Annotated in this window: 24 protein-coding genes; 15 read left to right on the forward strand and 9 right to left on the reverse strand. The window is 69.9% G+C overall.

Features of this window, described 5'->3' with window-relative positions; all coding sequences use genetic code 11:
* The first annotated feature begins 55 nt into the window (after nt 1-55).
* Nucleotides 56-835 (forward strand): GntR family transcriptional regulator, encoded by a 780-nt coding sequence (locus K1T35_RS36535; protein WP_220256287.1) that lies wholly within the window; start codon nt 56-58, stop codon nt 833-835.
* Between the two features lie 90 nt (nt 836-925).
* On the forward strand, nt 926-1,951 hold the full coding sequence (locus K1T35_RS36540) for an iron-siderophore ABC transporter substrate-binding protein (RefSeq protein WP_220256288.1): 1,026 nt from the start codon (nt 926-928) through the stop codon (nt 1,949-1,951).
* An 88-nt stretch (nt 1,952-2,039) separates the two neighbouring features.
* Here the strand turns inward: K1T35_RS36540 and K1T35_RS36545 are convergent, their stop codons facing one another.
* Entirely contained in the window at nt 2,040-2,993 is a 954-nt protein-coding gene (locus K1T35_RS36545) for an NAD(P)-dependent alcohol dehydrogenase (protein ID WP_220256289.1), read from the reverse strand.
* Nucleotides 2,994-3,886: 893 nt separating this feature from the next.
* The gene (locus tag K1T35_RS36550) at nt 3,887-4,321 is read right to left on the reverse strand and encodes a DoxX family protein (RefSeq protein ID WP_255621119.1); all 435 of its coding nucleotides are present in this window, start codon (nt 4,319-4,321) and stop codon (nt 3,887-3,889) included.
* Between the two features lie 166 nt (nt 4,322-4,487).
* Here K1T35_RS36550 and K1T35_RS36555 point away from each other — a divergent pair, with 166 nt between their 5' ends.
* From K1T35_RS36555 to K1T35_RS36570, 4 genes are all read left to right on the forward strand, one after another.
* The gene (locus tag K1T35_RS36555) at nt 4,488-5,405 is read left to right on the forward strand and encodes a LysR family transcriptional regulator (protein ID WP_220256290.1); all 918 of its coding nucleotides are present in this window, start codon (nt 4,488-4,490) and stop codon (nt 5,403-5,405) included.
* Between the two features lie 158 nt (nt 5,406-5,563).
* Nucleotides 5,564-6,199, forward strand: a complete 636-nt coding sequence (locus tag K1T35_RS36560; protein ID WP_220263071.1) for a (2Fe-2S)-binding protein — start codon at nt 5,564-5,566, stop codon at nt 6,197-6,199.
* Entirely contained in the window at nt 6,199-7,176 is a 978-nt protein-coding gene (locus tag K1T35_RS36565) for a xanthine dehydrogenase family protein subunit M (protein WP_220256291.1), read from the forward strand. Before K1T35_RS36560 ends, K1T35_RS36565 begins: the two co-directional genes overlap by 1 nt.
* Entirely contained in the window at nt 7,173-9,401 is a 2,229-nt protein-coding gene (locus K1T35_RS36570; protein ID WP_220256292.1) for a xanthine dehydrogenase family protein molybdopterin-binding subunit, read from the forward strand. Before K1T35_RS36565 ends, K1T35_RS36570 begins: the two co-directional genes overlap by 4 nt.
* On the opposite strand, the gene K1T35_RS36575 is transcribed toward K1T35_RS36570, so the two are convergent.
* Nucleotides 9,369-10,244 carry a helix-turn-helix transcriptional regulator gene (locus K1T35_RS36575; protein ID WP_220256293.1) on the reverse strand — a complete coding sequence of 292 codons (876 nt, stop codon included), beginning with the start codon at nt 10,242-10,244 and terminating at the stop codon, nt 9,369-9,371. The two genes, K1T35_RS36570 and K1T35_RS36575, sit on opposite strands and share 33 nt — an antisense overlap.
* Before the next feature lie 16 nt (nt 10,245-10,260).
* Between K1T35_RS36575 and K1T35_RS36580 the strand changes: the two genes are divergently transcribed.
* Nucleotides 10,261-10,536 carry an SDR family oxidoreductase gene (locus K1T35_RS36580; protein WP_255621120.1) on the forward strand — a complete coding sequence of 92 codons (276 nt, stop codon included), beginning with the start codon at nt 10,261-10,263 and terminating at the stop codon, nt 10,534-10,536.
* A gap of 4 nt (nt 10,537-10,540) precedes the next feature.
* Here K1T35_RS36580 and K1T35_RS36585 read toward each other — a convergent pair whose 3' ends face one another.
* Nucleotides 10,541-11,203, reverse strand: coding sequence for a GntR family transcriptional regulator (locus tag K1T35_RS36585; protein WP_220256295.1), 663 nt, complete (start codon nt 11,201-11,203; stop codon nt 10,541-10,543).
* A gap of 58 nt (nt 11,204-11,261) precedes the next feature.
* Nucleotides 11,262-12,206 (reverse strand): NmrA/HSCARG family protein, encoded by a 945-nt coding sequence (locus K1T35_RS36590; protein ID WP_220256296.1) that lies wholly within the window; start codon nt 12,204-12,206, stop codon nt 11,262-11,264.
* A 166-nt stretch (nt 12,207-12,372) separates the two neighbouring features.
* Here K1T35_RS36590 and K1T35_RS36595 point away from each other — a divergent pair, with 166 nt between their 5' ends.
* The 3 genes from K1T35_RS36595 to K1T35_RS36605 are packed head-to-tail and all read left to right on the forward strand — an operon-like array spanning nt 12,373 to nt 14,649.
* Nucleotides 12,373-12,864: a MarR family winged helix-turn-helix transcriptional regulator gene (locus K1T35_RS36595; RefSeq protein ID WP_220256297.1), complete on the forward strand. Its 492-nt coding sequence runs from the start codon at nt 12,373-12,375 to the stop codon at nt 12,862-12,864.
* 57 nt (nt 12,865-12,921) lie between these two features.
* Nucleotides 12,922-13,800 (forward strand): alpha/beta fold hydrolase, encoded by an 879-nt coding sequence (locus K1T35_RS36600; RefSeq protein WP_220256298.1) that lies wholly within the window; start codon nt 12,922-12,924, stop codon nt 13,798-13,800.
* A gap of 33 nt (nt 13,801-13,833) precedes the next feature.
* Nucleotides 13,834-14,649: an N-acyl homoserine lactonase family protein gene (locus K1T35_RS36605; protein WP_220256299.1), complete on the forward strand. Its 816-nt coding sequence runs from the start codon at nt 13,834-13,836 to the stop codon at nt 14,647-14,649.
* Between the two features lie 320 nt (nt 14,650-14,969).
* Here the strand turns inward: K1T35_RS36605 and K1T35_RS49930 are convergent, their stop codons facing one another.
* A complete protein-coding gene (locus tag K1T35_RS49930) occupies nt 14,970-16,715 on the reverse strand; it encodes a nuclear transport factor 2 family protein (RefSeq protein ID WP_220256300.1) in 1,746 nt (581 codons plus the stop codon).
* A 69-nt stretch (nt 16,716-16,784) separates the two neighbouring features.
* Here K1T35_RS49930 and K1T35_RS36615 point away from each other — a divergent pair, with 69 nt between their 5' ends.
* The 3 genes from K1T35_RS36615 (at nt 16,785) to K1T35_RS36625 (ending at nt 19,741) form a co-directional block, all read left to right on the forward strand.
* Nucleotides 16,785-17,729 (forward strand): GlxA family transcriptional regulator, encoded by a 945-nt coding sequence (locus K1T35_RS36615; RefSeq protein ID WP_220256301.1) that lies wholly within the window; start codon nt 16,785-16,787, stop codon nt 17,727-17,729.
* A gap of 242 nt (nt 17,730-17,971) precedes the next feature.
* Nucleotides 17,972-18,682: an SDR family oxidoreductase gene (locus K1T35_RS36620; RefSeq protein WP_220256302.1), complete on the forward strand. Its 711-nt coding sequence runs from the start codon at nt 17,972-17,974 to the stop codon at nt 18,680-18,682.
* A 192-nt stretch (nt 18,683-18,874) separates the two neighbouring features.
* Nucleotides 18,875-19,741 (forward strand): alpha/beta fold hydrolase, encoded by an 867-nt coding sequence (locus tag K1T35_RS36625; protein WP_220256303.1) that lies wholly within the window; start codon nt 18,875-18,877, stop codon nt 19,739-19,741.
* A 92-nt stretch (nt 19,742-19,833) separates the two neighbouring features.
* On the opposite strand, the gene K1T35_RS36630 is transcribed toward K1T35_RS36625, so the two are convergent.
* Together K1T35_RS36630 and K1T35_RS36635 are read right to left on the reverse strand one after the other, a co-directional pair.
* A complete protein-coding gene (locus tag K1T35_RS36630) occupies nt 19,834-20,106 on the reverse strand; it encodes a hypothetical protein (protein ID WP_255621121.1) in 273 nt (90 codons plus the stop codon).
* 1 nt (nt 20,107) lies between these two features.
* Complete coding sequence (locus K1T35_RS36635; RefSeq protein WP_220256304.1) at nt 20,108-21,112, reverse strand: NADP-dependent oxidoreductase; 1,005 nt, start codon at nt 21,110-21,112, stop codon at nt 20,108-20,110.
* Nucleotides 21,113-21,379: 267 nt separating this feature from the next.
* On the opposite strand from K1T35_RS36635, the gene K1T35_RS36640 reads away from it, so the two are divergent.
* Nucleotides 21,380-21,964: a TetR/AcrR family transcriptional regulator gene (locus K1T35_RS36640; protein WP_255621122.1), complete on the forward strand. Its 585-nt coding sequence runs from the start codon at nt 21,380-21,382 to the stop codon at nt 21,962-21,964.
* A gap of 345 nt (nt 21,965-22,309) precedes the next feature.
* On the opposite strand, the gene K1T35_RS36645 is transcribed toward K1T35_RS36640, so the two are convergent.
* A complete protein-coding gene (locus K1T35_RS36645) occupies nt 22,310-23,206 on the reverse strand; it encodes a helix-turn-helix domain-containing protein (protein ID WP_220256306.1) in 897 nt (298 codons plus the stop codon).
* A 113-nt stretch (nt 23,207-23,319) separates the two neighbouring features.
* Here K1T35_RS36645 and K1T35_RS36650 point away from each other — a divergent pair, with 113 nt between their 5' ends.
* Nucleotides 23,320-24,018, forward strand: coding sequence for an SDR family NAD(P)-dependent oxidoreductase (locus K1T35_RS36650; RefSeq protein ID WP_220256307.1), 699 nt, complete (start codon nt 23,320-23,322; stop codon nt 24,016-24,018).
* The last annotated feature ends 95 nt before the right edge of the window (nt 24,019-24,113 follow it).

Raw genomic sequence — 24,113 nt, forward strand, 5'->3', positions numbered from 1 at the left:
GCAAGGCGTCGAGCCACGCGGGTCGCCCGCCGCGCGTTGCTGATCTCCCGCTGGCGTGACGACGCACGTTCCCTCCTCGGCGAGGCACTTGATTCTTGATACAAAATCAAAAATCTGGCTGCTAGCATGCGGACTCCGCCTTGGCGGTGTCAAGGGCCCGTGTGCGAGGAGGTCGGCGTTGCGAGCGCCTCGGAAGAAGCTGAACGACCTGGCTGAAGCACACATCCGGCTGCAGATCGCCGACGGCGTCCTCCGGCCCGGACAGCGCATCGACCAGGACGCCATCGCGGCCGAGCTCGACGTCAGCCGGCTGCCGGTGCGAGAAGCCCTCATCCAGTTGGCGAGCGAGGGGCTCGTCCGCCTCATCGCCCGCAGGGGCGCCGTCGTCGAGCAGCTGACGCCCGACGACGTCCGCGACGCCTGCCGGATGTACGGATTCGCCTCAGGTATTGCGGCCGAGCGCGCCGCGACGAACGCCACCGACGACGACCTCGAGGCGATCGCGGCGATCGTGCACGAGATGGACGTGAGCGAGGATCGGGCAGAGCTCGAGCACCTCAACGAGGATCTGCACCGCAAGATCAACCGTCTCGGAATGACCGCACGACTACGGGCGATGCTGCGCGCACTGGCCCCGAGCCTGTACTCGGGCTTCTTCTACGACAACCCGGCCTGGATCGCCCGCGCTCGCGAAGAACACCGACAGATCGCGGACGCGTTGCTTCGTCGAGATCCGATCGTGGCGCGACAGTTGATCGAGCAACACTTCGCGGCCATCGGCGAGCACGCCGTCGAGGAGCTGGCGAAACGGGGGTTCTGGCGGGAGCGCCCATAGGGCCGCGAGCTGAGCAGGCCATCTTCCGGACTCTCCGAGCAACCGAGGGATCTTCACCTGCCCGCCGCCTGTTCAGGTTAGCCTTCCCTCATGTCCCATCCCCTGCGCCGCCGGTGCCTGCTCGCCGTCGCCGCCGCGCTGGCCGTGACCGTCACCGCTTGTGGTGCGCCCGCGGCATCACCCGGGAGTTCGCAGGCGCCGGCCCCGCAGCAGGCCGCTCCCGGGATGCCGGTCACCATCGACCACGCCCTCGGATCCACCACCATCCCCGCGCCGCCACAGCGGGTGGTGACCGTCGGCTGGAGCGACCAGGACCCCGTGCTTGCGCTGGGCGTGCAGCCGGTCGGCACGACCGAGTGGTTCAACGAGCAACCCGGTGCGATCTTCCCGTGGGCGACCGGGGCCGCGAGCGGTCCCAGCCCGGAGATCGTCTCGAACTCCGGAGAGATCAACTTCGAGAAGGTGGCCGCGCTGCGGCCGGACCTGATCCTGGCCCTCTACGAGGGGCTCGACCAGTCGGAGTACGACACCCTGTCGAAGATCGCGCCGACCGTGGCGCACTCGGCGCAGTACGACGCGTTCGGCGCCCCGTGGCAGGACATGACCCTGACGGCCGGGCGGGCGCTGGGTCGCGAGCAGCAGGCCAGGGACCTGGTGGCCGACGTGGAGCGGAGGTTCGCCGCGGTCCGCGCCGCCCACCCGCAGTGGGTGCAGCTGACCATGCTGGTGATGGCCACCGCGGAGGGCGGCACCTACCAGGTGTTCTCCCCCCAGGACCCCAAGTCCCGGTTCTTCGCCGACCTCGGCTTCCAGACCCAGCCGCCGTGGCTGGGCCCGCGGGTGCAGGACAACGTGGCCACGGTCAGCGCCGAGGAGTTCGAGCTACTCGACGTCGACCGGCTGGCGTGGACCTCGGATCCGGACACGATGCAGGTCCTGCGCGACGACCCGATCTACAACCGGCTCGACGTCGTCCGCTCCGGACGGGTGGGCTACTTCGACTACACGACGCCGCCGTTCCCGGGCGCCGCGATCACCTTCAACACCGTGCTGAGCATCCCCTACGCGCTGGAACAGGTCGTCCCGGAGCTGGAACGGATGGACGCGCGCCGGTGACCGCTCGGGCACCGACGAGCTGACGCCGTGTGCCCCGGCCCGGTGGGCGACCTCGCCTCGCCTGGCCACCTCTGGCCCGCGACGGAGATCAGGCAACCTCGACGACCACTTTGCCGAGCGAACGGCCCTCGCCGACGTGGGCAAGGGCCTGCGGCACCTCGTCGAGCGGGAACGTGCGATCGACGTGGATCCGGACCTCGCCGGCCACGCACCGCTCAGCGAACGGCTCGAAGTACTCGGGCCCGGTCCTCACCACGAGCACACCGAGCCGTCGACCGGTCGACAGCCCGAGCGCGGCGCCCACGGTCAGCACGCGGAGCAGGGCGCGCGTCGTACCACCGACGCAGAGGTAGCGGCCCCCGCGGGCAAGGGCACGGCGGTACGCGAAGACCGAGCGGTGGGCAACCAGGTCGAGCACCAGATCCTGAGGCTCGCCCCGGGTGAAGTCCTGAGTGCGGTAGTCGAGGACCTCGTCGGCGCCTACCGAGCGCATGAAATCCAACTTGTCGCTGTTGTCGACCGCGGTGACGTGGGCGCCGGCCCTCTTGGCGAGCTGGATCGCGAACGAGCCCGACCCGCCGCCTGCCCCATTGATCAACACCCGCCGGCCCGGCCCCGCGGTCGCCGTGCCCTGCCACGCGATCGGGCCGGCCTGCGGGATCGTCGAGGCCTCGGCGAAGGACAGCGCGTCGGGCTTGTGCGCCAGCGCAGAGGCGGGCGCGACGGCGTACTCCGCGAAGCCACCCTTGAGCCACAAGTTGTCGCCGTACACCTCGTCGCCGACGGCGAAGCCGGTGACCTCCGGCCCCACCGCCTCGACCCACCCGGCAATGTCAGAGCCGAGTACCGGCCGCGCCGGCTTCCGCAGGCCGCCGATCCGGGAGTAGAGCGGACTCCCCCGCAAGGTCTCCCAGTCCGACAGGTTCACGGACGTCGCGGCGACCCGGACCAGCAGCTGACCCCGCGCAGGCGACGGCACCGGCACCTCCTCGACGCGCAGCACCGAGGGCGGGCCGTAGCGGTCGTAGACGACAGCCCTCACGACGACCCGCCCCTCGCCCAACCACGGCCACCACGCACGCCCGCACCCTAGTCCGACAGTCAGATTTGTGATCACGGCTGTTCGGCGCTGCTGCTGGGTCCGTTCGGTGGTGGCCACGTCCATGATCCGGAGTTTCGGGTGCTCATGGTCGTGGCGGCAGCCGTGGGCAACCGATACTTCAGATCTTGCCCGCCGCCGATCGGGCGCCTGGCGGTCGGGGCGCGATCGGGTCGATCCAACGGGTCGGTCTGGTCGAGCATCTGCCGGTGGGCGCGCCGTTCCCGGCCCGGGCCGCCCGGCGCCCGCCTCGTGATCCGGGCTCCGCGTGTGTGTCCGCCGGCTGCATCGACCCAGTCGCTTTGCGGGGGTGGCTGGGTGGGTGCACTACCGTCCCCTGGGGTTGCGTGGGCGGCCGTCCCCGACGCGGGCACAGGCCCGTTTCGACGAGACCGTCCTGCCGGGTGCCACGCGACCGGCTGTGGTCCCGACCCTCCACACCACAGCCAGTCGCGTAGCACCCAAACCGCGGCGGTCTCGTCGAGAACGGGCGTGCCCTCGCGTCGAGGACGGCCGCCCGAGCAACCACATGATTCGGTAGTTGCACCCAACCCAGCCACCTCCCCGTCGTGAAAGCGTCGAGGTGGACCGGTGAGAGCACGCCGGCGGCCGAGGGCTGGTGGGTGAGGCCGGGGGCTATCGGGGGCCGGGAACGGCGCGCCCATGAAAGTGTCCGGCACCCGGCCGCACCCCCGGCGGCTCGTTCTCGGCTGGCACACCCGGTCGGCGGGGTGTCTGACCTACGACGGGCTGCGTCGACCGACACGGGATGCGCCGGCAGCTCCGCCCGTTCTCGACGCGCCGTACCCGGAGCGGATCAACGCGCTCGACCCGGATCAGGTGACGCCGCCCCCATCGTCCCTGCGCCGGTCCAGACTGATCGGGCCGGGCCCGAGCACGAACAACAGGAGGAACACCCAGCTGTAGAGAGCCGGTGGCTCCCCTCCGTTGTCCAGCCAGTTCCAGCCGTTCGGCAGGTGTATGACGAAGAAGGCGAAAGCCATCATCCCCGACAGGAGGAACGCGGCGGCTCGCGCGTGGAACCCGACGGCGACGAGCGCGATCAGAACGATCTCCACGACGGAGACCGCGACCAGGAAACCGCCCCATGATTCGCCGCCCAGTAACCCGAGCGAGGTGAGGGGATGCAGCACGAACAGGACGGCCACCGCGCATCGGAAGGCCAGCAAGGTCCACGGCTGCGCGCGGATCAGGAATTCTTGGGCGGACGTCGGCGGGACCGCTGTCGTCGTCTCGAATGAGTGGGACATACGGGCCAATCTGCCGATTCGTACACGGATCCGCCAACGCGTGATGGGAATACCAACCATTCGTCTCCCGCATGGTCGTCAGCGGCCGGGGAAACGCAGGATGCGATCGTCAGCGTCGCGGGCCGCCGCGCGCGACCGACGCATACGGTGACGGCATACTATGCAGGTGCCGCATAGCGATCTCGGGTTGCTCCACGACCTGCGGGCCCTGTCCGTCCTGCTCGAGGAGCGCAACGTGACCCGGGCCGCGCTGCGCTTCCACCTGAGCCAGCCGGCGATGAGCCGCACCTTGCAGCGGCTGCGTGGGCTGTTCGGCGACGAGCTGCTGGTGCGGTCCGGCGGTGACTACGTACTGACTCCCCGCGCGCGGAGGATGCAGCACGAGCTCGCCCTGCTCCTCCCGCGACTGCAGAACTTCGTGGCGGGCAAGGAGTTCGACCCCACCACGGCAACCGGGATCGTGCGCATCATCGGCACCGACTACACCACCTCGACGCTGGGCCCCTACCTGCTGCCCAAGCTGTTCCTCGCCGCTCCCGACCTGGAGGTGCGGATCGAGCAGCGGGAACACGACAGCTACACGGCTCTCGAAGGGGGTCGGGCCGACATCGCGCTGTCCGTGCTCCGCCCACCCGCCCCGCTGCGCTGGGAGCAGCTCTTCACCGACGACCTCGTCTGCGTGGTGGACCGGGACCACCCGGAACGGGACCGCTTCTCGCTGGCCGACTACGCCGCGGCCCGGCACGTGGCCGTCACCGTCATCGACCAGGAGCAACCGATGATCGAACGATGGTTGCAGACCCGCGGGCACAGCCGGACCGCCGCGGTTCGTGTGCCGCACTTCGGGTCGGCGCTCGCCGCCCTACCCGGCACCCCCCTCGTGGCCACGATCCCCCGCAGGCTCGCGGAGCTGCAGGCCGCCGCTGACCCACGGGTGCGACTGGTCGAGGCCCCGGAAGGTCTCGACCCCTTCCCGTACGGCATGGTCTGGCATCCCCGCCTGGAAACGGACCCGACGCACACCTGGCTGCGCGGCATGATCCGCACAGCGGCGATGGACCTCCAGCAGGGAAGCACATTCTGAGGATTCGCTGAATCCCTTCACACCGATTACACGAGACGGGGGTCGGTAGCCCCTGTATAGGCGCCCGGTTCGCCGTCACCATGGCGGACGCCCGCCGATCCGACCGAACGCCCCGTGCCTTTCGGATCACTTTCGCCGACATCCTGGAGATTGACCCGATGCCACGGTTCCCGAGACTACCGAGCCGGAAGAATCAGCCGAGCAGATTGTCGCGTCGTCAGTTCATCGGAGGCGCCGGCGTCGTGGTCGCCGGTGCCGCCACGGCAGTCGCAGTACCGATCGTCGTCGAGACGACGTCGGCTCCGGCGGTGACCACCCCCGGCGAGAACCTGGTGACCGTGGGCCTGCGGGTGAACGGGGAGAGCAGGCGCCTGGAGACGGACCCGCGATCGACCCTGCTGGACACCCTGCGCGAACGCCTCGGGCTGACCGGCACCAAGAAGGGATGCGACCGCGGGCAGTGCGGCGCGTGCACCGTCCACGTCGGCGGGCAGCGGGTGCTGTCGTGCCTGACGCTGGCCGCGTCCCTCGACGGGGCCGAGGTCACCACGATCGAGGGGTTGGCCGACGGGGAGCAGCTGCACCCGATGCAGCAGGCGTTCATCGACCACGACGGCTTCCAGTGCGGCTTCTGCACCTCGGGGCAGATCATGTCGGCCGTCGCACTCGTCCAGGAAGGCCACGCCGGCTCCGACGAGGAGATCCGGGAGCACATGTCCGGCAACATCTGCCGCTGCAGCGCCTACCCGTTCATCACCGACGCGATCAGGGACGCCCGCGAGGTGATGGCCTGATGCGCGCGTACGACTTCACCACGCCCGCCTCGCTGGACGGGGCGCTGCGCGACGCCCACGACGGCAGCGCCTACCTCGCGGGTGGCACGACGCTGGTGGACCTGATGAAGCTCGAGGTGATGACGCCGTCGCGGGTCGTCGACATCAACCGGCTCCCCCTGCGCGGCATCAGCGTCGACCGGGACGGACTGCACATCGGGGCGCTGGAGCGGATGAGCGACGTGGCCCGGAACGAGGAGGTCCGGTCGCGCTACCCGATGATCAGCCAGGCACTGGAGCTGAGTGCGTCGCCGCAGCTGCGCAACATGGCCAGCATGGGCGGCAATCTCCTGCAACGGACCCGGTGCAGCTACTTCCGGGACCTGTCGACCCCCTGCAACAAGCGCACACCCGGCAGCGGCTGCGCGGCGCTCGCCGGACACAACCGGATGCACGCCATCCTCGGCACCAGTGACGCGTGCGTCGCCGCCCACCCCAGCGACGTCGCGGTCCCGCTGGTGGCGCTGGACGCCCAGGTGCACCTCACCGGTCGGGACGGCCCGCGGACCGTTCCGATCGGCGAGTTCTACCAGCTGCCCGGCGAGACCCCGCACGTCGAGAACCAGCTGCGCGTGGGCGAGCTGGTCACCGGGCTGACCGTGCCGCCCCTGCCGTGGGCGACCCGCTCGGCGTACCTCAAGATCCGGGACCGCCAGTCCTACGAGTTCGCCCTCACCTCGGCCGCGATCGCGCTCGACGTCGGGGACGGCATGATCCGCGATGCGCGGGTCGCCGCGGGTGGGGTCGGCAGTCGGCCATGGCGGCTCACCGCCGTCGAGCAGGCGCTGGTCGGACGGCCTGCGACGGCACAGACGTACGAGGCCGCGGTCACGCACGCCACGGACGGCGCTCGTCCCCTGACGCACAACGCGTTCAAACCCGCGCTGCTGCGCCGCACGCTGGTGCGCGCCCTCACCGGGCTCGGAGAGATCCGATGACCACTCCCCTGGGTTCCGACGTCGCCCGCGTCGACGGCCGGCTCAAGGTGACCGGCGCCGCCCGCTACAGCGCCGACCATTCCGAGGATCACTGGGCCGGCCGGCTCGCGTACGCCCACGTCGTGCTGAGCACGGTGGCGCGGGGCAGCGTCCGTTCGATGAACGTCGACGCGGCGCGCGGTGCTCCCGGTGTGCTCGCCGTGTACACGCCCTTCGAGCCGCTGCGGATCTACTCGGCGTCCCGGGGCGAGACCTACGCGCCGTTGCAGGACCGGGACGTCCGCTTCCGGGGTCAGGTGATCGGGCTGGTCGTCGCCGAGACGATCGAGCAGGCGCGGGAGGCGGCCGCGCTCGTCTCCGCCGAGTACGACACCGTCCCGGCCCGGACCACCATCGCCGCCGGGATGCCGGGTGAGCCGGTCGGCGGGGACGCGGAGTTCCCCGCGGCGGCCGCGCCCCTGCTCGCTCCCGGCGTGGCCTCGATCGAAGACGCGCTCCGCGCGAGTGCGGTCACGGTGGACACCACCGTGACCCAGCAGCCGCAGAGCCACGTCGCCATGGAACCGCACAGCACGACCGCGGTCTGGCAGAACGACCACCTGACCGTCTACAGCGGATGCCAGGGACCGGCGAACTACGCGAACACGCTCGCCGAACGCGTCGGGGTGAGCCGGGAGAACGTCCGGGTGATCAGCCCCTTCGTCGGCGGCGGCTTCGGCAGCCGGGTGCCGACCTGGGGTGACGGGCCGCTCGCTGCCGTGGCCGCGCGTGCGCTCGGTCGCCCGGTCAAGCTCACGCTGGCCCGCGAGCAGGCCATCGTCCTGACCGGGCACCGGCCCCTCATCGAGCAGCGGGTGCGGCTCGGAGCCTCCCGGGACGGGGTGCTCAACGCCGTCAGCCACGAGTGCCACTCCGAGATGCCCGTTGCCGGGGGCTGGAACGAAGCGCCCGCAGGCGAAACCACGACGGTGCTGTACCGCACCCCGAACCTCGCGATCGAGGAGCGGCTGGTGCCGATGGACACCCCGGCCACCTGGGCGATGCGGGCACCCAACGAGGCACCGGGGATGTTCGCGCTGGAAACGGCCATGGACGAGCTGGCCGTCGCGCTGGGGATGGACCCGGTCGAGCTCCGGCTGCGCAACGACGCGACCACCGTTCCCGGCACAGACCGCGGCTGGACCAGCAGGCGGCTCGCCGAGTGCTACCGCGTTGGTGCCGAACGCTTCGGCTGGGCCGACCGCAACCCCGTCCCCGGCTCCCGGATCGACGGCGAGTGGCTCGTCGGGCACGGGACGGCCACCGCGATCTACCCCGCCAACCGGTCCGACGTGCCCGTACGCATGACGCTGCGGGACGATGGCACCGCCGTCGTGTCGACCTCGACGCCGGACATCGGCACCGGCACGTACACGATGGCCTCGATCGTCGCGTCCGACGCGCTCGGCATCCCGCTGGACCGGGTCGTCGCCGAGCTGGGCGACTCGGCGCTGCCTGCGGGAACGGCCGCCGTCGGATCGCGGGCCGCCGGCACCCTCGCCCCGATGATCCAGGATGCCGCCCGCACGCTGATCGGGGAGATCACCGCGCTCGCCGTCCGGACCGAGCGCTCCCCGTTCCACGGGCTCGATCCCGCATCGCTGACCTACCGGGAGGGCCGCGTCGAGGGCAACGGCCGGTCGGCCACCTTCGCCGAGATCATCGACATGGCCGACCTCCCGCACATCGAGGTCACCACGGAGGGCGGTGCGGGCGGGCCCGGTGGCGGCGGGGCCCCGGAAGGCCCCGTGGCGCACGGCTTCGGCGCCCACTTCTGCGAGGTGCGGGTCAACCGGTTCACCGGCGAGCCGCGGGTCAGCCGCTTCACCACCGTCGTCGACGTCGGGCAGGTGATCAGCGCCCGGACGGCCCGCAGCCAGCTGGTCGGTGGCGTCGTCTTCGGCATCGGGGGCGCCCTGCTGGAGACCAACCCGTTCGAGGCGGACACCGGTCGCTTCGCCTGCGGGAACCTCGCCGACTACCTCGTGGCCGTCAACGCCGACATCCCCTCGATCGACGTCAGCTGGATCGACTACGCCGACACCGCCTTCAGCTCCGCGGGTGCCCGCGGACTGGGCGAGCTCGCCACCGTGGGAAGCTCCGCCGCGGTCGGCAACGCCGTCTTCAACGCCACCGGCATCCGGGTCCGGGACCTACCGATCACGCTCGACAAGCTCATCACCTGAGGCCGGGAGCAACCTCTGGATGCCCACGACGGCCAGCAGCTCGAGCTTCGCGACGGAGTCGGTGCCGACCGCCGGGGTGAACCACAGCAGCCGCTGCTTGCCGTCCTCGCTGAACAGGCTCAGGCAGTTCACCTCGAGCAGCCCGAGCTCGGGATGCACGATGCGCTTGCGGTCGTTGCGGCGGAACCCGACGTCGTGGCGTGCCCAGAGCTGCGCGAACTCGGGGCTGCGCGCGGTCAGATCAGCGATCAGCGCGGCCACCTCGGGGTCGTCGCCGCCGCGGCGGGCCATGGCCGCGCGGAGGTCGGCCACGAACGAGCGAGCATGCCTGTCGTGGTCGTCCGCGGGGTAGATCGTCCGCGACGCCGGGTCGGTGAACCATCGGTACAGGAAGCTCGCGCTCCACCCGGTCGTGGTCGGCGGCGAGCCGAGCAAGGCGACCGCCAGCCGGTTCTGCACCAGCGGGACGCGCAGGTCGGTGACCACCTGCGCCGGGGTGCCGTCCATCCGGTGCAACAGGTCGAGCATGCTGGGATGGACGTGGTCGGCCGGGCCGCCGTCCGCGGGAAATGGGCGTCCGGCGAGGGAGAAGAGGTGGTCGCGCTCGTCGCGGCTCAACCGCAGGGCCCGGGCCAGCGCGGCCAGCATCTGCTCCGACGGCTGGGCCCCGGCTCCGCGTTCCAGCTCGATGTAGTAATCGACCGACGCACCGGCCAACTGGGCCACCTCGTCCCGACGCAAACCGGACACCCGACGCCGTGGGCCGGCCGGCAGGCCGACGTCCCCAGGCCGGACCCGGTCCCGGCGCGACTTGAGGAAGGCACCCAGCTCGACGAGGTCCACCTCGCCACTGTGCCGGGTGCCTGGCTCCGCAGCCAGGGGCGCCCTCTACAACGAGTGGTCGCCCCTCGGCGTGCGGGTCAACGCGATCGCGCCCGGCTACATGAACACCGACTTCACCACGGCGCACCGCCAGGACCCCGCCCGGTACGAGACGATGCTCGCGCGGATGCCGATCGGACGCTGGGGCACGCCCGACGACCTCGCCGGCGCCGTCGTCTACCTCGCCTCCGAGGCCTCCGCCTACGTCACGGGCACGGTCCTGTGCGTCGACGGAGGGTGGTCGGCGCGCTGACCCGTCATCGGAGGTCGGTCAACGCCTCCACGATCGTCGACTCGACGAGTTCCAGATGATGCACGGTCTCCCGCTCGGCAAGGCTCGCGTCCTGGGCGACGAACGCCTCGAGCAGCGTGTCGTGGTCGTGTGCGGACAGCACGTCGGCGTTCAGCGATGCCACGCTCAGCCGGACGTAGCGCTCGGCGACCGTGGCGAGCTGGTCGAGGACCCGGCGTCCGATCCCGTGGACCGCGGGCTCGATCAGCTTCCGGTGGAAGGCCTGGTGGCTCCCGAGCCAGGCGTCAACGTCCGATCCCGATTCGGCGGCGAGGTGGCGGCGGGCCGCCTGGGCCGCGGCGACCTGCTCGTCGGTGCGGATCGTGACCGCTCGGGCCATCAGTGGCGGTTCGAGTAGCCGCCGCATGGCATAGACCTCGCGCAGCTCCGCCAGCGAGACATCCGCCGCCGTCGTGCCGCGTCTCGGCACGGTCACGACCAGGCCCTCGGCCTCGAGCGCGCGCAACGCCTCCCGCACCGGGATGTGGGAGACACCGAACCTGGCCTGGATGTCCCTGGGAAGGATCTTCTCGCCCGGCTTGATCTCGCCCGTGAGGATGAGCGATCGGACCAGACGCACGAGATCCCTGCCCAGGCCCGCCGAGACAGCGTGCGGCTCAGCCGTCACGGCGGACCTCCTTCACGTCGGGCAGGCGGGGTGGCTCGCTAGAAACTATAGGTGTGTCTCAGGCGGGCCGGAGCTGCTCCTCATGGATGTCCAGCCAGGCACGGAACGTCTGGAGCCGGGGGTTGAGGGAGCGCACGAAATCGAGATCGCGGGCTCCGACGAAGTCCTTCTCCGCCTCGTAGTAGTACTGGAACATGTTCCCGAACTCGGCGGCGCCCGGAATGGGCAGCGCCCGGAACTGGTCGTGGGTCAGTGGCCGGTAGTCGACCGGTTCACCGAAGGCGTCAGCGAACGCGTCGGCGAACTGCTCACCGGTCAGGTGCTCCCCTGCGATGCTCACCGTGGCGCCGATGTACTCCTCGCCCCGCGCGAAGATCCCCAGCGCGGTCCGTCCCACGTCCTCGGCCGCAATCCCGGCCAGCCTGCGCTCGCCCATCGGCAGGGTAAACACCAGCCTGCCGTCCTCGCCCCGGGTCACCCCGAGGCCCACCGCGAAGTTCTCCCAGTTGAAGCTGGTCTGCAGGAACGTGGTGGGGACGCCCCGCTGCTCGAACAGCGCGTTCGCCTCCGCCTTGGCGTCGAAGTGCGGCACGGTGTAACCGTCGAGGGCCGGATACCGGTCGGAACCGACCGGGAGCTGGTCACGCGTGTCCTCGAGCGTGGACCAGATCACGTGCTGCACACCCGCGGCCTCGAGGGCGGCCGCCGCCGCTGCCGCTTGGGCGATCTCGATCCTCGCCGAGCCGTGCTCCCAGAAGTTCGTCACCACGAACGCGCCGTACGCACCGTCGAAGGCCTTGTGCAGCGACGCCTCGTCCTCGAGGTCGGCTTCCACGACCTCGGCGCCTGCCTCGGCCAGCCTGCGCGCCCGCTCCGAACCCGCGCCGCGGGTGATCGCGCGCACGGAGAACGGGCCCTCCGGATCGGCCAGGATCGCGCGCGCCAGACCGCCGCCCTGAGCGCCGGTCGCACCGATCACGGCGATGATCTTCTTGTCGGTCATCACATCTCCCATGGCTTCGTTCGAGCAGTTACCTGTCCGGAACAGCTAACTTGCGTAATATCATTCCGCCGCGGCTGAACTGTGGCGCACGGCACGCAGATCTTCCGACTGCAGGCCCGCGCCACGCGAGATCACTGTTCCGGACAGGCAGCGCTACCATCGATGCATGGAGTCGGTTGGGGCCAGTCGGGGTCGGACGCCGTCGCCGACTGCTGCGGCGAGCGGGCCGATCAGCCATGCCATCGCCCGCGTCGCGTTGTTGCACAGACAGCGCGCCCGGCAACTGCTGCGACAGATCGGCCTGTACCCGGGGCAGGAACTGCTGATGATGCACCTGTGGGATACGGGCGCCCTACGCCAGGCCGACCTCGCGACCGTGTTCGACACCGACTCAGCCTCGATGACCCGCTCCGTGCAACGGCTGGAGCGCGCCGGGTTCGTCCGGCGTCGGCCGGACCCGACCGATCGTCGAGCGACCCTGGTGGAGCCGACCACGGCCAGCAACGGCCTCCGCGAACGCGTGGAGCGGGTGTGGGCCGAGCTGGAGGCCTCGACGGTGGCGAACTTGACCTCCGAGCAGCGCGACCACCTGCTGGCCGGCCTCCATCGGGTGGAGACGAACCTGGCGGGACCCGCCGAACAGCCACCCCACGGTTGACCGTGTAGAAATTATAGTCTAGAAAGACTCATCCGCGGTCCGCATTGAGGAGCTCCGATGGCGATGCTGCATCCGGACGTCGAGCACCACACCGCGACCGTGAACGGTGTCCGCCTGCACTACGTGACCGCGGGCGAAGGCCCGCCCGTGTACCTCCTGCACGGATTCCCGGAGACCTGGTTCGCCTGGCGCAAGCAGATCCCGGCCCTCGCCGAGCGCTTCACGGTCGTGGCGCCGGACCTGCGCGGCTACGGCGCCTCCGGCAAGCCCGCAGCCGGCTATGACAAGCGCACGATGGCGGGCGACGTCATCGGCCTCATGGATCACCTCCGCCACTGGCGCATCGCCCTCGTCGGCCACGACCGGGGCGCGCGGGTCAGCACCCGCTTCGCGAAGGACCACCCGGACCGGCTCGACCGGCTGGCGATCCTGGACAACATCCCCACTCGGGTGGTCGCGGAGACCTATGATGTCGCGAAGGCGCGAGCCGGATACTGGTTCTTCACCTTCCTCGGGGTGCCCGACCTCCCCGAGACCCTGATCGCCGGGAACGAAGAGGCCTTCCTCACCCACTTCTTCCGCAGCTGGTCGTACAACCCCGAGCTCCTCTCCTCCGAGGAGATCGCGGTCTATGTCAAGGCCTACCAGCAACCGGGCGCGATTCGCGGCGCCTGCTCCGACTACCGAGCCGCCGCCGAGGACGTGGCACAGGACACCGAGGACTCCGACAAACTGATCGACTGCCCGGTGCTCACTCTGTGGGGGGCCGATTCCGACGTGATCGGGAAGGCTTACGACGTCGCGGAGATCTGGCGCGGAATGGCGAGCGACCTGCGTGCCGTCCCCATCTCCGAATGCGGGCACCTGTGCCAGGAGGAGCAGCCGGAGATCGTGAATCGGGAGCTGCTGGCCTTCCTCGACGGCTGGACCGGATAGCGCAGCACTCGTACATCCACGAAGAGGTAACCCATGGCTGGAACGAAGTTGTCCCTGCTCGACCTCGGCCGCATGGACGTCGACGACGGATTCTTCATCCGCGGCTGCAACGCGGCCGTCGTCTCCGACCCGCACCCGCAGTACGACCGGCGCCACATCGCCGTGGTCGCCTCGGTCATCGAACACCCGACGGCGGGCCCCATCCTGTTCGACACCGGCTGCGCCCGGCACGCCGAGGACGAGTGGCCTGCGCCGGCCTGGGAGGCCTTCCCGCTCAACGTCTACGAGGAAGAGCACCACCTGGACAAGGCACTCGAAGCGGCCGGCTACGGCATCGACGAGATCCGCGCCGTCGTCATGGGCCACCTCCACCTCGATCACGCGGGCGGGCTCGAGCACTTCCGGGGCACGAACGTCCCGATCTACGCCCACGAACTGGAGATCAAGGAGCACTACTACGCGGTCGCCACGAAGGAGGACATCGGCGCCTACCTGCCGAGCGACCTGAACTGGCAGCTCAACTGGCAGCCGATCCACCGCGACGAGACCGAGCTGTTCGACGGCATCACAGTGCGCCACATGCCCGGGCACACACCGGGCCTGCTCACCATGCAGGTCGAAACGCAGAACTCGGGTCATTTCATGCTGACCTCGGACCTCTACCACGTGCGGGACCTGTTCGAGCAGGACGGCCTCACCCAGGGCTGGCTCGGCCGCGATTCCCACAACTGGCACCGCTCGCACCGTTGGATGCGCCAACTCCAGCACCGCTACTCCGCCACCATGGTGTACGGGCACGACGCCACCGTGATCGAGGAACTCAAGACGCAGGCGAAGCAGTTCGCCTGATCCGCCGGCCACCGCCGTGACGGCTCGTCACCCCCGGGGCCGTCGCGGCGGATCCGTTCTGGTCCGGACGAAGCTCGACCACATCCTCGCGCGCCTGCCCGATGGCCTGCGAACACCGGTCGGGCACCGCGGTGCGAGGTTCTCGGGCGGCGAATGGCAGCGCATCGCGATCGCCCGTGCCCTGACCGCCACACAGCTCCAGAGGCTTGCGGCGTGTTGAGCCTCGTGGGCCGCGTGCAACATTTCCCGAGTCCACGCGACGGTCGCTCCGCGCACCAAGGTCACGTGGCACCCCAGCGAGCCGGCGGGCCAGGCGGCCGTCAGAACATCGTGTTGTCGTTGGCGGGAGTCTCCGGCACGTCCTGCACGGCGTCCCAGTGCTCGACGATCTTTCCGTCCCTGACCCGGAAGAGGTCGATGACCGCCCGGCCGCGCTCGCCGGGTGTGTCGACGTAGTGGCTGTGGACGGCAACCAGATCGCCCTCGGCGATGATCCGCTTCGGCGCCACGCTCAGCTGCGGGAACTGCTCGAAGTACGCGCCCGCTCCGGCCTTCACACCTGCCACGCCGTCGGGGAAGTTCGGGTTGTGCTGGTGGTACTCGGGGCCCACGTAGGTGTCGATGGCGGCCAGGTCCTTGCGGACCAGGAGCTGGTCGACGAAGGCGGTGACGAGCTTCTTGTTGTACGCGGTGAACCACCGCTGCTCCGGCGCCTCGGTCTGTGGCCGGCTGAGGGTGGAGAACATGTCGTTGCCGTTGGCCGTGGTCGTCGGCACCTCCTGGAGGACGTCCCAGTGCTCGGCGATCTTCCCGTCCTGGAAGCGGAAGATGTCGAAGACGGCGAGCCCGGGGGTGCCGGGGACCAGGACGCCACGGGAGTGCAGGAGCACCAGGTCGCCCTCGGAGATGGCCCGCCGGACGTCGAGCATGGCGTCCGGGAACTGCTGTCGGATGGTGGCGCCGAAGGCCTTCATGGCCTCGGGGCCGTCGGGGGCAAGCGGGTTGTGCTGGATGTAGTCCGGCCGTACGAAACGCTCGATGACGGTTGTGTCGCCCCCGTCGGACACGGTCTTGAGGACTTGGGCCGCGATCTGCGTCTTCCGTGTCCCTTCCATGGTCAGCACGATCTTGCCGGTGACGCGGCCGGTTTCGCCGAGGGCATGGGCCTTGGCGGCTTCGGCGAGCGGGAAGGTGGCCTCGATGTGGGCGCGCAGGGCGCCGGTCTCGACGAGGCCGGCGATGGCTTGCATACCGCCGTGGTCGGCCTCGACAAGGAGAGACTCGAAACGGATGCCCCGCTCGGCGATCTTCGCCAGCTCGTCGGGGTCGATCGGTACCAGCAGGACCGAGACGAGGACGCCGCCCGGGCGCAGGACGGCGAGGGAGCGGGCGCGGGCTGCGGTGTCCAGCGAGACCGGGTCGAGGACCACGTCGATGTCGGTGACAGCTTCGGTGAAGTCGACCGTGCGGTAGTCGATGACCTCATCGGCTCCGAGTGAACGCAGGAAGTCGTGCTTGGAGGCGCTGGCGGTGCCGACGACGTGCGCGCCGCGGGACTTGGCGATCTGGACGGCGAGGTGACCGACGCCGCCGGCCGCCGCATGGATGAGGACCCGTTGTCCGGGGCGGATGTCGGCGGTGTCGACGAGTGCCTGGTAGGCGGTGAGGGCGGCGAGCGGCAGGGCACCGGCCTGGACGTGGTCGATGCCGGCCGGCTTGTGGGCGAAGGAGCGGGCGGGTGCAGTCACGTACTCGGCGTGCGAGCCGACACCGTATGGGTAGGGCAGCATGCCGAAGACCTCGTCGCCCGGCTTGAACAGCGTGACGCCGGGGCCGACGGCCTCGACGACCCCGGAGACGTCCCAGCCCAGGACGAGCGGCAGGCGGTCGATGGACAGCGCCTGAGCGCGGTTCTTCCAGTCGGTCGGGTTGATGCCGGCCGCGCGGACGGCGACCAGTACCTCACTCAGGCCTGGCACGGGCCGGGGAATCTCCACTTCCTCGAGTACCTCGGTGGAACCGTGGGCGTCCTGCCTGATGGCGCGCATGGTGGCGGTGTTCGTCATGCGTCCAGCCTTGCCTCCGGCACCGTTCGATACCATGGCATGAATGCCACCTTTCGACGGGATCATGCCATGGGCAGCGTTCACCGCGTCGTCGTGCTGGCCCCCGACGGGGTGTACCCCTTCGACCTGGGCATCCCGAACCGCGTCTTCGGCGCCGCAGGCGGCCGCTACGAGGTCCTGACCTGCACCGCCGACGGCCGCCCGGTCCGCACCAACGCCGACTTCTCGATCACCGTCGAGCACGGCCCGGAGGCCTTGCGCACAGCCGACACCGTCATCATCCCAGCCTTCGACACCCCCGAGGTCAGCCGGAAAGCGGCCACGGCCGTGGCGGCGGCGCTCGCGCACGTGGCAGCCGGCACACGCCTAGTGTCGATCTGCACCGGCGCCTTCGTCCTCGCCGCCGCGGGACTCCTCGACGGCCGGCCGGCCACCACGCACTGGACGCTCGCGGACCTCTTCCGCGACTGGTACCCGCAGGTGGCACTGGACCCGGACGTCCTCTTCGTCGACGACGGGGACGTGTTGACCTCGGCCGGCGCCGCCTCCGGGATCGACGTCTGCCTGCACATCGTCCGCAAGGACCACGGCAGCGAGCTCGCCAACCGGGTGGCGCGCATCTGCGTGGTCCCGCCATGGCGCGACGGAGGACAGGCGCAGTACATCGAGCACCCGGTGCCCGAGGCCACGGCGAACGGAACGGGCGCCGCCCGCCAGTGGGCGTTGGAGAACCTCCACAAGCCGCTGACCCTGGTCGACCTCGCCGAGCATTCCCACATGAGCCTGCGCACCTTCTCCCGCCGCTTCAGCGAGGAGGTGGGCATGAGCCCAGGCCGCTGGCTGATCCAGCAACGCCTCACCCGCGCACGACACCTCCTGGAGTCGACCGACCTGGCGGTCGACGACATCGCCGGCCATGTCGGCTTCGCCGGCGGCACGTCGCTGCGAGAGCATCTGCACGCCGCCATCGGCGTCTCGCCGCTTGCCTACCGGCGCACCTTCCGAGGCGTTTAGCAGCCGAGCACGCCAGCAGCACGGCCGCGCTGTCGCGACGACTCCGGCGTGCCACTCCCTGCCACGACAGAGCCATCCCCCGCGGGCTCGTCGACCCGATACCTGGTGAGTCGACGATGTCCGGTTGCGGCGTCGAGCAACCTGAGGCTATTATCTGTCGAACGTAAGCTTACGAACGTACTTCCATTGGATCCATCGTTCGCCGCGGCGCGCGGTCGGTGCCCAGATCTCGAGGAGTCCCCATGACGACGTTGACCGACCAGACCGTTCTCGTCACCGGCGCGAACCGCGGACTCGGACGCGAGTTCGTCGAGCAGTTCCTGGCCCGGGGGGTGGCGAGGGTCTACGCCGCCGCCCGCAACCCTGAGTCGATCACCACTCACGACCCCCGCGTCATCCCGCTGCAGCTCGACGTCACCGATCCCGAGTCCGTCGCCCACGCAGCCGAGACCGCCCACGATGTCAGCATCGTGGTCAACAACGCCGGTATCTCCACACCGACCCCGGTGCTGAGCACTGACACCGCCAACCTGCGCCGGGAGCTCGAGGTCAACCTGTTCGGGCCGCTCGCGGTCACCACGGCCTTCGCCGACCGGCTCGCCGATCGTTCGGGTGCGGTGGTCAACGTGGCGTCGGCCCTGGCCTGGATCGGGCTCGGCGGCAGTTACAGCGTCTCCAAGGCGGCCCTGTGGAGCGCGACCGACTCGATGCGCCTCGATCTGACCCCACGCGGGGTGCAGGTGGTCGGCGTCTACATGGGGTACGTCGACACCGACATGACCACCGGGGTCGACGCACCGAAGACCGCGCCCGCCGACGTCGTCCGACAGGTCCTGGACGGCCTCGAAGCCGGAGCCGTCGAGGTCCTCGCCGACCAGACCGCCCGCGACGTGCGCGCCGCGCTCGACCGCCCGGCCGACGAGCGCTACGCGCCGTTCGCGGCTGCTGGCTGAAGTACAGCTACGCCAGCAGCGCGAGCGCTGCCGCGGCGGGTGGAGGGTTCGCATGATCGTCAGAAGTGGTGGCAGAACGTCAGATCCGTCGCTCTGCCACCACTTCTGGTGATCACGGCCCCAGCGGCGTCCCAGTCGCGGCCGGACCGCGTGACGCACGCAGCGCAGATCCCTCCCACAGAAGGAACGGCCGTGAACAACGAACAGCAAGCACGAGACGACGTGGTCACGTCGTTCCAGAACGCACCGACCCATACCGTCTCCGCCGGTGGCGTAGATTTCGCCTACCGCGAGCTCGGCCCCAAGACCGGCGTCCCGGTGGTCTTCCTCACCCACCTGGCCGCGGTCCTCGACAACTGGGACCCTCGAGTCGTCGACGGCATCGCCGCGAAACACCGGGTCATCGCGTTCGACAACCGGGGCGTCGGCGCGTCCACCGGCTCGACGCCGCGCACCATCCAGGCGATGGCCAAGGACGCCGTCACCTTCATCCGGGCGCTGGGTCTCACGCAGGTCGACCTCCTCGGCTTCTCCATGGGCGGCATGATCGCCCAGGTGATCGCTCAGGACGAACCGCAGCTCGTCCGTAAGATGATCATCGCGGGCACGGGGCCCGCCGGCGGCGAGGGCATCACGAACGTCACCAGGCTCTCGCATCTCGACACCGTCCGGGGACTGCTCACGTTCCAGGACCCGAAGCAGTTCCTCTTCTTCACCAGGACCCCGAACGGGCGTCGGGCCGGCAAGGAGTTCCTGGCTCGTCTCAAGGAACGCACGAACAACCGGGACAAGGCGATCTCCCTCAAGTCCTACGGCGCGCAGCTCACGGCCATCCACCGCTGGGGACTGGAGCGGCCATCCGACCTCTCCGGCATTCGCCAGCCCGTGCTCGTCGCCAACGGCGAGACCGACAGGATGGTGCCGACGAACAACTCGGCCGACCTGGCCCGCCGCCTACCGGACAGCGAGCTGGTGATCTACCCCGACGCCGGTCACGGCGGCATCTTCCAGTTCCACGGGCAGTTCGTGGAGAAGTCCATCGAATTCCTCGCGCGGTAGAGCCCGAGGAGCTGGCGACCCCCGGCGAGCCTCGGGTCGGAGTCGGACCGCGAACTCGAGATCGCGGTCCGAGGGGGTGGCGGGCGGCGCGGTCAGCGCTCGAGGAACTCCAGGACCTCCGGCACGAACTGCTGGTGGTGCTGGAAGACGCCGCCGGCGGGACCCGTGCCAGCGAGGATCGCCCGGCGGACGAGGTCGGGATGCGGGAGCGCGACGACCTGGGCAACACCGCCGCCGAGGGGAACACCGCCGCGAGGCCCGAGCTCGCGGTACGCGAACTCCACACCACCGGCTTTGATCGTGCGGGTCGGCGTGTGCTTCCACCTCGTGTCGGCCGCACCCTCGGGCACGTCGGCCTTCGTCATCTCATGACCTCACCTTGACGACGACCTTGCCCTTCGCGCGCCCCTTCTCGAGGTACGCCATGGCCTCTTTGGTCGACTCGAACGGAAACACCCGATCCAGGACCGGTTGAATGATCCCGGAGTCGACGAGAGAAGTGATCTCGCGCAGCTGGTCTCCACTTGCCCGCATGAAGAGAAATGAATAGCTCACATGACGACGCGCAGCCGCCCTCCTGATCGGATAACTCAGCACGCGCGTGGCCGGACCAAAGATCCGGGACGACCCGATCTCCTTCGCGAAGGCCGGGTCGGGCGGGCCGGAGATCGAGATGAGCTTTCCGCCGGGCTTCAGAACGCGCAACGACTTCTTGAGCGTCTCGGCGCCCAGACTGTTCACGACCACATCGTAGTCATGCACGACTCTTTCGAAGTCGTCCTTCTTGTAATCGATCACGACATCGGCCCCGAGGCGCTCGACCAGTTCGACGTTGGCCGTGCTGGTCGTGGTCGCCACGGTCGCGCCCACATGCTTCGCCAGCTGGATCGCAATCGTTCCCACACCACCGGAGCCGGCGTGAATGAGAACCCTTTGACCCTTTTCCAGATTCGCCCGCTCGATCAGCGCTTGCCACGCGGTCAAGCCGACCAATGGAATGGACGCCGCCTCTTCCATGGTCAGGCTCTCCGGCTTCGGCGCCACGTCGTCTTCGCTTATCGAGATGAACTCGGCGAAAGTGCCGATCTGATCCGTGCCCGGCCGCGCGTAGACCTCGTCTCCGGGCTTGAACCGCCGCACCCGAGATCCGACCCGGACCACGACCCCGGCCACGTCGTGACCCAGGACGACCGGCAGACGATAAGGCAGGAAGAGCTTGAACTCGCCATTTCTGATCTTGGAGTCCAGGAGATTCACCCCGGCGGCGCGGACCTCGACCAGCACGTCGTTCGCCCGCACCTCCGGCTCGGACATCTCGCCGAACCGCACATTGTCACCGCTTCCGTAGCGATCGAGCACGAAAGCCTTCATGGTCCTCACCTCTCCAACCTGGTGCGCGCCCGGTTGATCTTGCGCACGCCCTTGCCGAGGACTCGGCCGGAGACGATGCGGCGGAGCGCGCTGGTGCGTCCGGCGGTCGGGCCGGCCGTGTTGCTGTCGTCATCAACTTCCGAACCCTTAGGATTATGACTATAATATCATAGCGCCCGGAGCGAGCCCCGCCAGCTCGTGGCGAGGAAAAAATTATGACTGTACTCTCACGGGAGAGGCCCGTCGTCCCGGCTGGAGGAGCGTGTGGTGCGGTACGGCAAGGAGCACAAGCAGGCGACCCGGCAGCGGATCATCGAGACGGCCGGGCGCCGGTTGAAGCGCGACGGCATCGACGGCTCCGGCGTCGCCACTCTCATGGCGGACGCGGGGCTGACCAACGGCGCCTTCTACGCCCACTTCGCGTCGAAGGAGGACCTGGTCGCCACCGCGGTCGCCCACCAGCTCCGCACACAGTACGAGGGCCTCGACGGGCTGGCTCCCGGCCGCGCCGGCGTCGAACAGCTCGTGCGTGCCTACCTCTCGCCCGAGCACCGCGACAATCCCGAGGACGGCTGCCCGTCCGCCGCGCTGCTCGACGAGATCCGCCGCTGCACCGACACCACCAAGCAGGCCTACACCGACGGCGTCCTGGCGGTCGTCGACGACATCGCCGCCCACCTGGCACCGCACGACCCGCCCTCAGCACGCGTGAAAGTACTCAGCATTTACGCCCTGATGATCGGGACGCTGCAGCTCTCCCGCGCCCTTGCCGACCGGGAACTCGCCGACAAGGTCCTCGAACAGGGCATCCACAACGCCCTCACGGTGCTGGACGCCAACCAGCAGAGCTGACCCGCCGCATCACAGACGGTGTGGCCCCTCTGCCGCCCCGGTCGGCCCCGCGTGACTCGCCGGCCTTCGAGCGTTCCCGGGTCCCGTTCGCCGGTGGCCGCGGCCCATGATCCGCAGTACCGGTTGCTCATGGCTGTGCCGGCAGCCATGAGCACCCGTTACTTGCGATCTTCCCGTGCATGATCCGGAGTTTCGCAACCGGCTGTGGTCCCGACCCTCCACCCAGCCCTCTCCCGGATGATCGAGGCGCCCCCTCGGGGCTGGGCCGCGGGCAAGTCCGTGATCAGGAGGTACGGGGCACCAGCTGCAGGGGTGCAGCTCCGGTCCCGATCCGCTGATCACGCCTCAGATTCCAGGGCGGCCAGTAGGCGAGGATCGGGACCACAGCGGAGCGGGCGGGCCACCGATCGCGGCGAGCCGCAACTTGGTCTCGTCGGCGCTGCCCGGCACGGTCGTCATGATCACGATCTTGAGTTCGGAGTCCCCGTCGGTCAGCACGTCGCAGTCCACCGCGACCGGCCCCACCGACGGGTGCCCGATCGTCTTGCGGTCCTCGCGGTGGGCCGCCACCGTGCCCGCCGCCCACAGCTCGGCGAACCGCCCGTTGCCCGCCTCCAGGGAGCGGATCAGCTCGGCGAGCCGCGTGTCGCGCGGGAAGCGGCCGGTGGCGCGGCGCAGGTCGGATACGACCGCGGCGTCCGTGGCGGCGCTGTCCTGCTCGGTCACGGGCCACCGCGCGACGTGGACAGAACCGCCGTCCACGGGGAACCTGTCGCGGGCGAAGTTGCGCAGCTGGCCCGGCGACGACGACGGATCGCCCAGCAGCCCGGCCCAGCTGCGGTTCCACCAGACCAGCCGCCAGTCGGCCGCGAACACGGCGACGGCGACGTCCCCGAGCCGGGTGAGCACGCGGTGGACGCCGGGCGGGATGTGATCGGAGATCAGGCCGTCCGCCGGTGGGACGAGGTGGGCCAGCCGGTACAGGTGGTCCCGCTCCGCGGTGGTCAGCTGCAGGGCACGCGCCAGCGACGCCACCACCTGAGCCGAGGGCGTCCTGGCCCGCCCCTGCTCCAGACGCACGACGTAGTCGACCGACACGCCTGCGAGGTCGGCGAGCTCCTCGCGGCGCAGCCCGGCCACGCGGCGGGACCGGCCCACCGGCAGCGCCACCGCCGACGGCGGCAGCCTCTCCCGCCAGGTGCGGATCATCGCACCGAGCCCGGCCTCGGACGACCTGGTCATGAGGTCCACCTTCCCGCATCGTCGGTCGTCGACGGGGTGTCGATGGTGGTACTGCTGCTCCTACCGTCCAGGCGTCCCTGGCCGCGTGCCGGGGGCGGACGAACACTGGCCGCATGACGATCACCTTCATCACCGGCGCGAACAAGGGGCTTGGGCGCGAGACCGCCCGCCGCCTCGTCGAACTCGGTCACACCGTGCTCGTCGGGGCCCGCGACCCCGAACGGGGCGCGGAGGCCGCCGCCGCGCTCGGCGCGCGGTTCGTCCTCATCGACGTCACCGATGACGCGTCCGTCGCCGCCGCGGCCGCGGACGTCGCCGAACACGAGGGCCGCATCGACGTCCTGGTCAACAACGCCGGCGTCCACGGCCCCGCCGGCGATCCCAGCACGCTGAGCGGAGCCGACGCCCTCGGTGTCTTCGCCGTCAACCTCGCCGGTGTGGTGCGGACGACCACCGCGTTCCTGCCGCTGCTGCGCCGATCGACAGATCCGGTGATCGTCAACGTCAGCAGCGGGATGGGGTCGCTCGCCTACACCCACGACCCGTCGCGGGCCGAGTCGAAAGTCGTCGCACCGCTCTACACCGCCTCGAAAGCCGCGCTCACGATGCTGACCACCCAGTACGCCAAGGCGCTGCCGGAGATCCGCATCAACGCCGCCGATCCCGGCTACACGGCGACCGATCTCAACGGCCACAGCGGCCCCCAGACCGTCACCGAAGGCACGGACGCCATCGTCGGCCTCGCCACCGAGGGGCCCAGGGCCGGCAGCGGACGCTTCGTCGACCGAGTTGGCGAGATCGCCTGGACCTGAGAAGTTCTGGCCGCGGTCGACGGGTTGACGCGCCTCACACCTGCAGCAGGCGTAACAGCCATGTCATACGTGCTCTGTAGCTTCACCGGATGCAT

The organism is Pseudonocardia sp. DSM 110487 (genome assembly GCF_019468565.1).
Classification (GTDB): domain Bacteria; phylum Actinomycetota; class Actinomycetes; order Mycobacteriales; family Pseudonocardiaceae; genus Pseudonocardia.

What these genes read in the sequence shown, in the direction of transcription:
- K1T35_RS36620 (WP_220256302.1), top strand. Translation starts at nt 17,972, where the DNA reads ATGACGACGTTGACCGACCAGACCGTTCTCGTCACCGGCGCGAACCGC.
- K1T35_RS36560 (WP_220263071.1), top strand. Translation starts at nt 5,564, where the DNA reads ATGCCACGGTTCCCGAGACTACCGAGCCGGAAGAATCAGCCGAGCAGA.
- K1T35_RS36650 (WP_220256307.1), top strand. Translation starts at nt 23,320, where the DNA reads ATGACGATCACCTTCATCACCGGCGCGAACAAGGGGCTTGGGCGCGAG.
- K1T35_RS36550 (WP_255621119.1), bottom strand. Translation starts at nt 4,321, where the DNA reads ATGTCCCACTCATTCGAGACGACGACAGCGGTCCCGCCGACGTCCGCC.
- K1T35_RS36635 (WP_220256304.1), bottom strand. Translation starts at nt 21,112, where the DNA reads ATGAAGGCTTTCGTGCTCGATCGCTACGGAAGCGGTGACAATGTGCGG.
- K1T35_RS36595 (WP_220256297.1), top strand. Translation starts at nt 12,373, where the DNA reads ATGGAGTCGGTTGGGGCCAGTCGGGGTCGGACGCCGTCGCCGACTGCT.
- K1T35_RS36590 (WP_220256296.1), bottom strand. Translation starts at nt 12,206, where the DNA reads ATGACCGACAAGAAGATCATCGCCGTGATCGGTGCGACCGGCGCTCAG.
- K1T35_RS36605 (WP_220256299.1), top strand. Translation starts at nt 13,834, where the DNA reads ATGGCTGGAACGAAGTTGTCCCTGCTCGACCTCGGCCGCATGGACGTC.
- K1T35_RS36645 (WP_220256306.1), bottom strand. Translation starts at nt 23,206, where the DNA reads ATGACCAGGTCGTCCGAGGCCGGGCTCGGTGCGATGATCCGCACCTGG.
- K1T35_RS36630 (WP_255621121.1), bottom strand. Translation starts at nt 20,106, where the DNA reads ATGACGAAGGCCGACGTGCCCGAGGGTGCGGCCGACACGAGGTGGAAG.
- K1T35_RS49930 (WP_220256300.1), bottom strand. Translation starts at nt 16,715, where the DNA reads ATGACGAACACCGCCACCATGCGCGCCATCAGGCAGGACGCCCACGGT.
- K1T35_RS36540 (WP_220256288.1), top strand. Translation starts at nt 926, where the DNA reads ATGTCCCATCCCCTGCGCCGCCGGTGCCTGCTCGCCGTCGCCGCCGCG.
- K1T35_RS36565 (WP_220256291.1), top strand. Translation starts at nt 6,199, where the DNA reads ATGCGCGCGTACGACTTCACCACGCCCGCCTCGCTGGACGGGGCGCTG.
- K1T35_RS36600 (WP_220256298.1), top strand. Translation starts at nt 12,922, where the DNA reads ATGGCGATGCTGCATCCGGACGTCGAGCACCACACCGCGACCGTGAAC.
- K1T35_RS36570 (WP_220256292.1), top strand. Translation starts at nt 7,173, where the DNA reads ATGACCACTCCCCTGGGTTCCGACGTCGCCCGCGTCGACGGCCGGCTC.
- K1T35_RS36615 (WP_220256301.1), top strand. Translation starts at nt 16,785, where the DNA reads ATGGGCAGCGTTCACCGCGTCGTCGTGCTGGCCCCCGACGGGGTGTAC.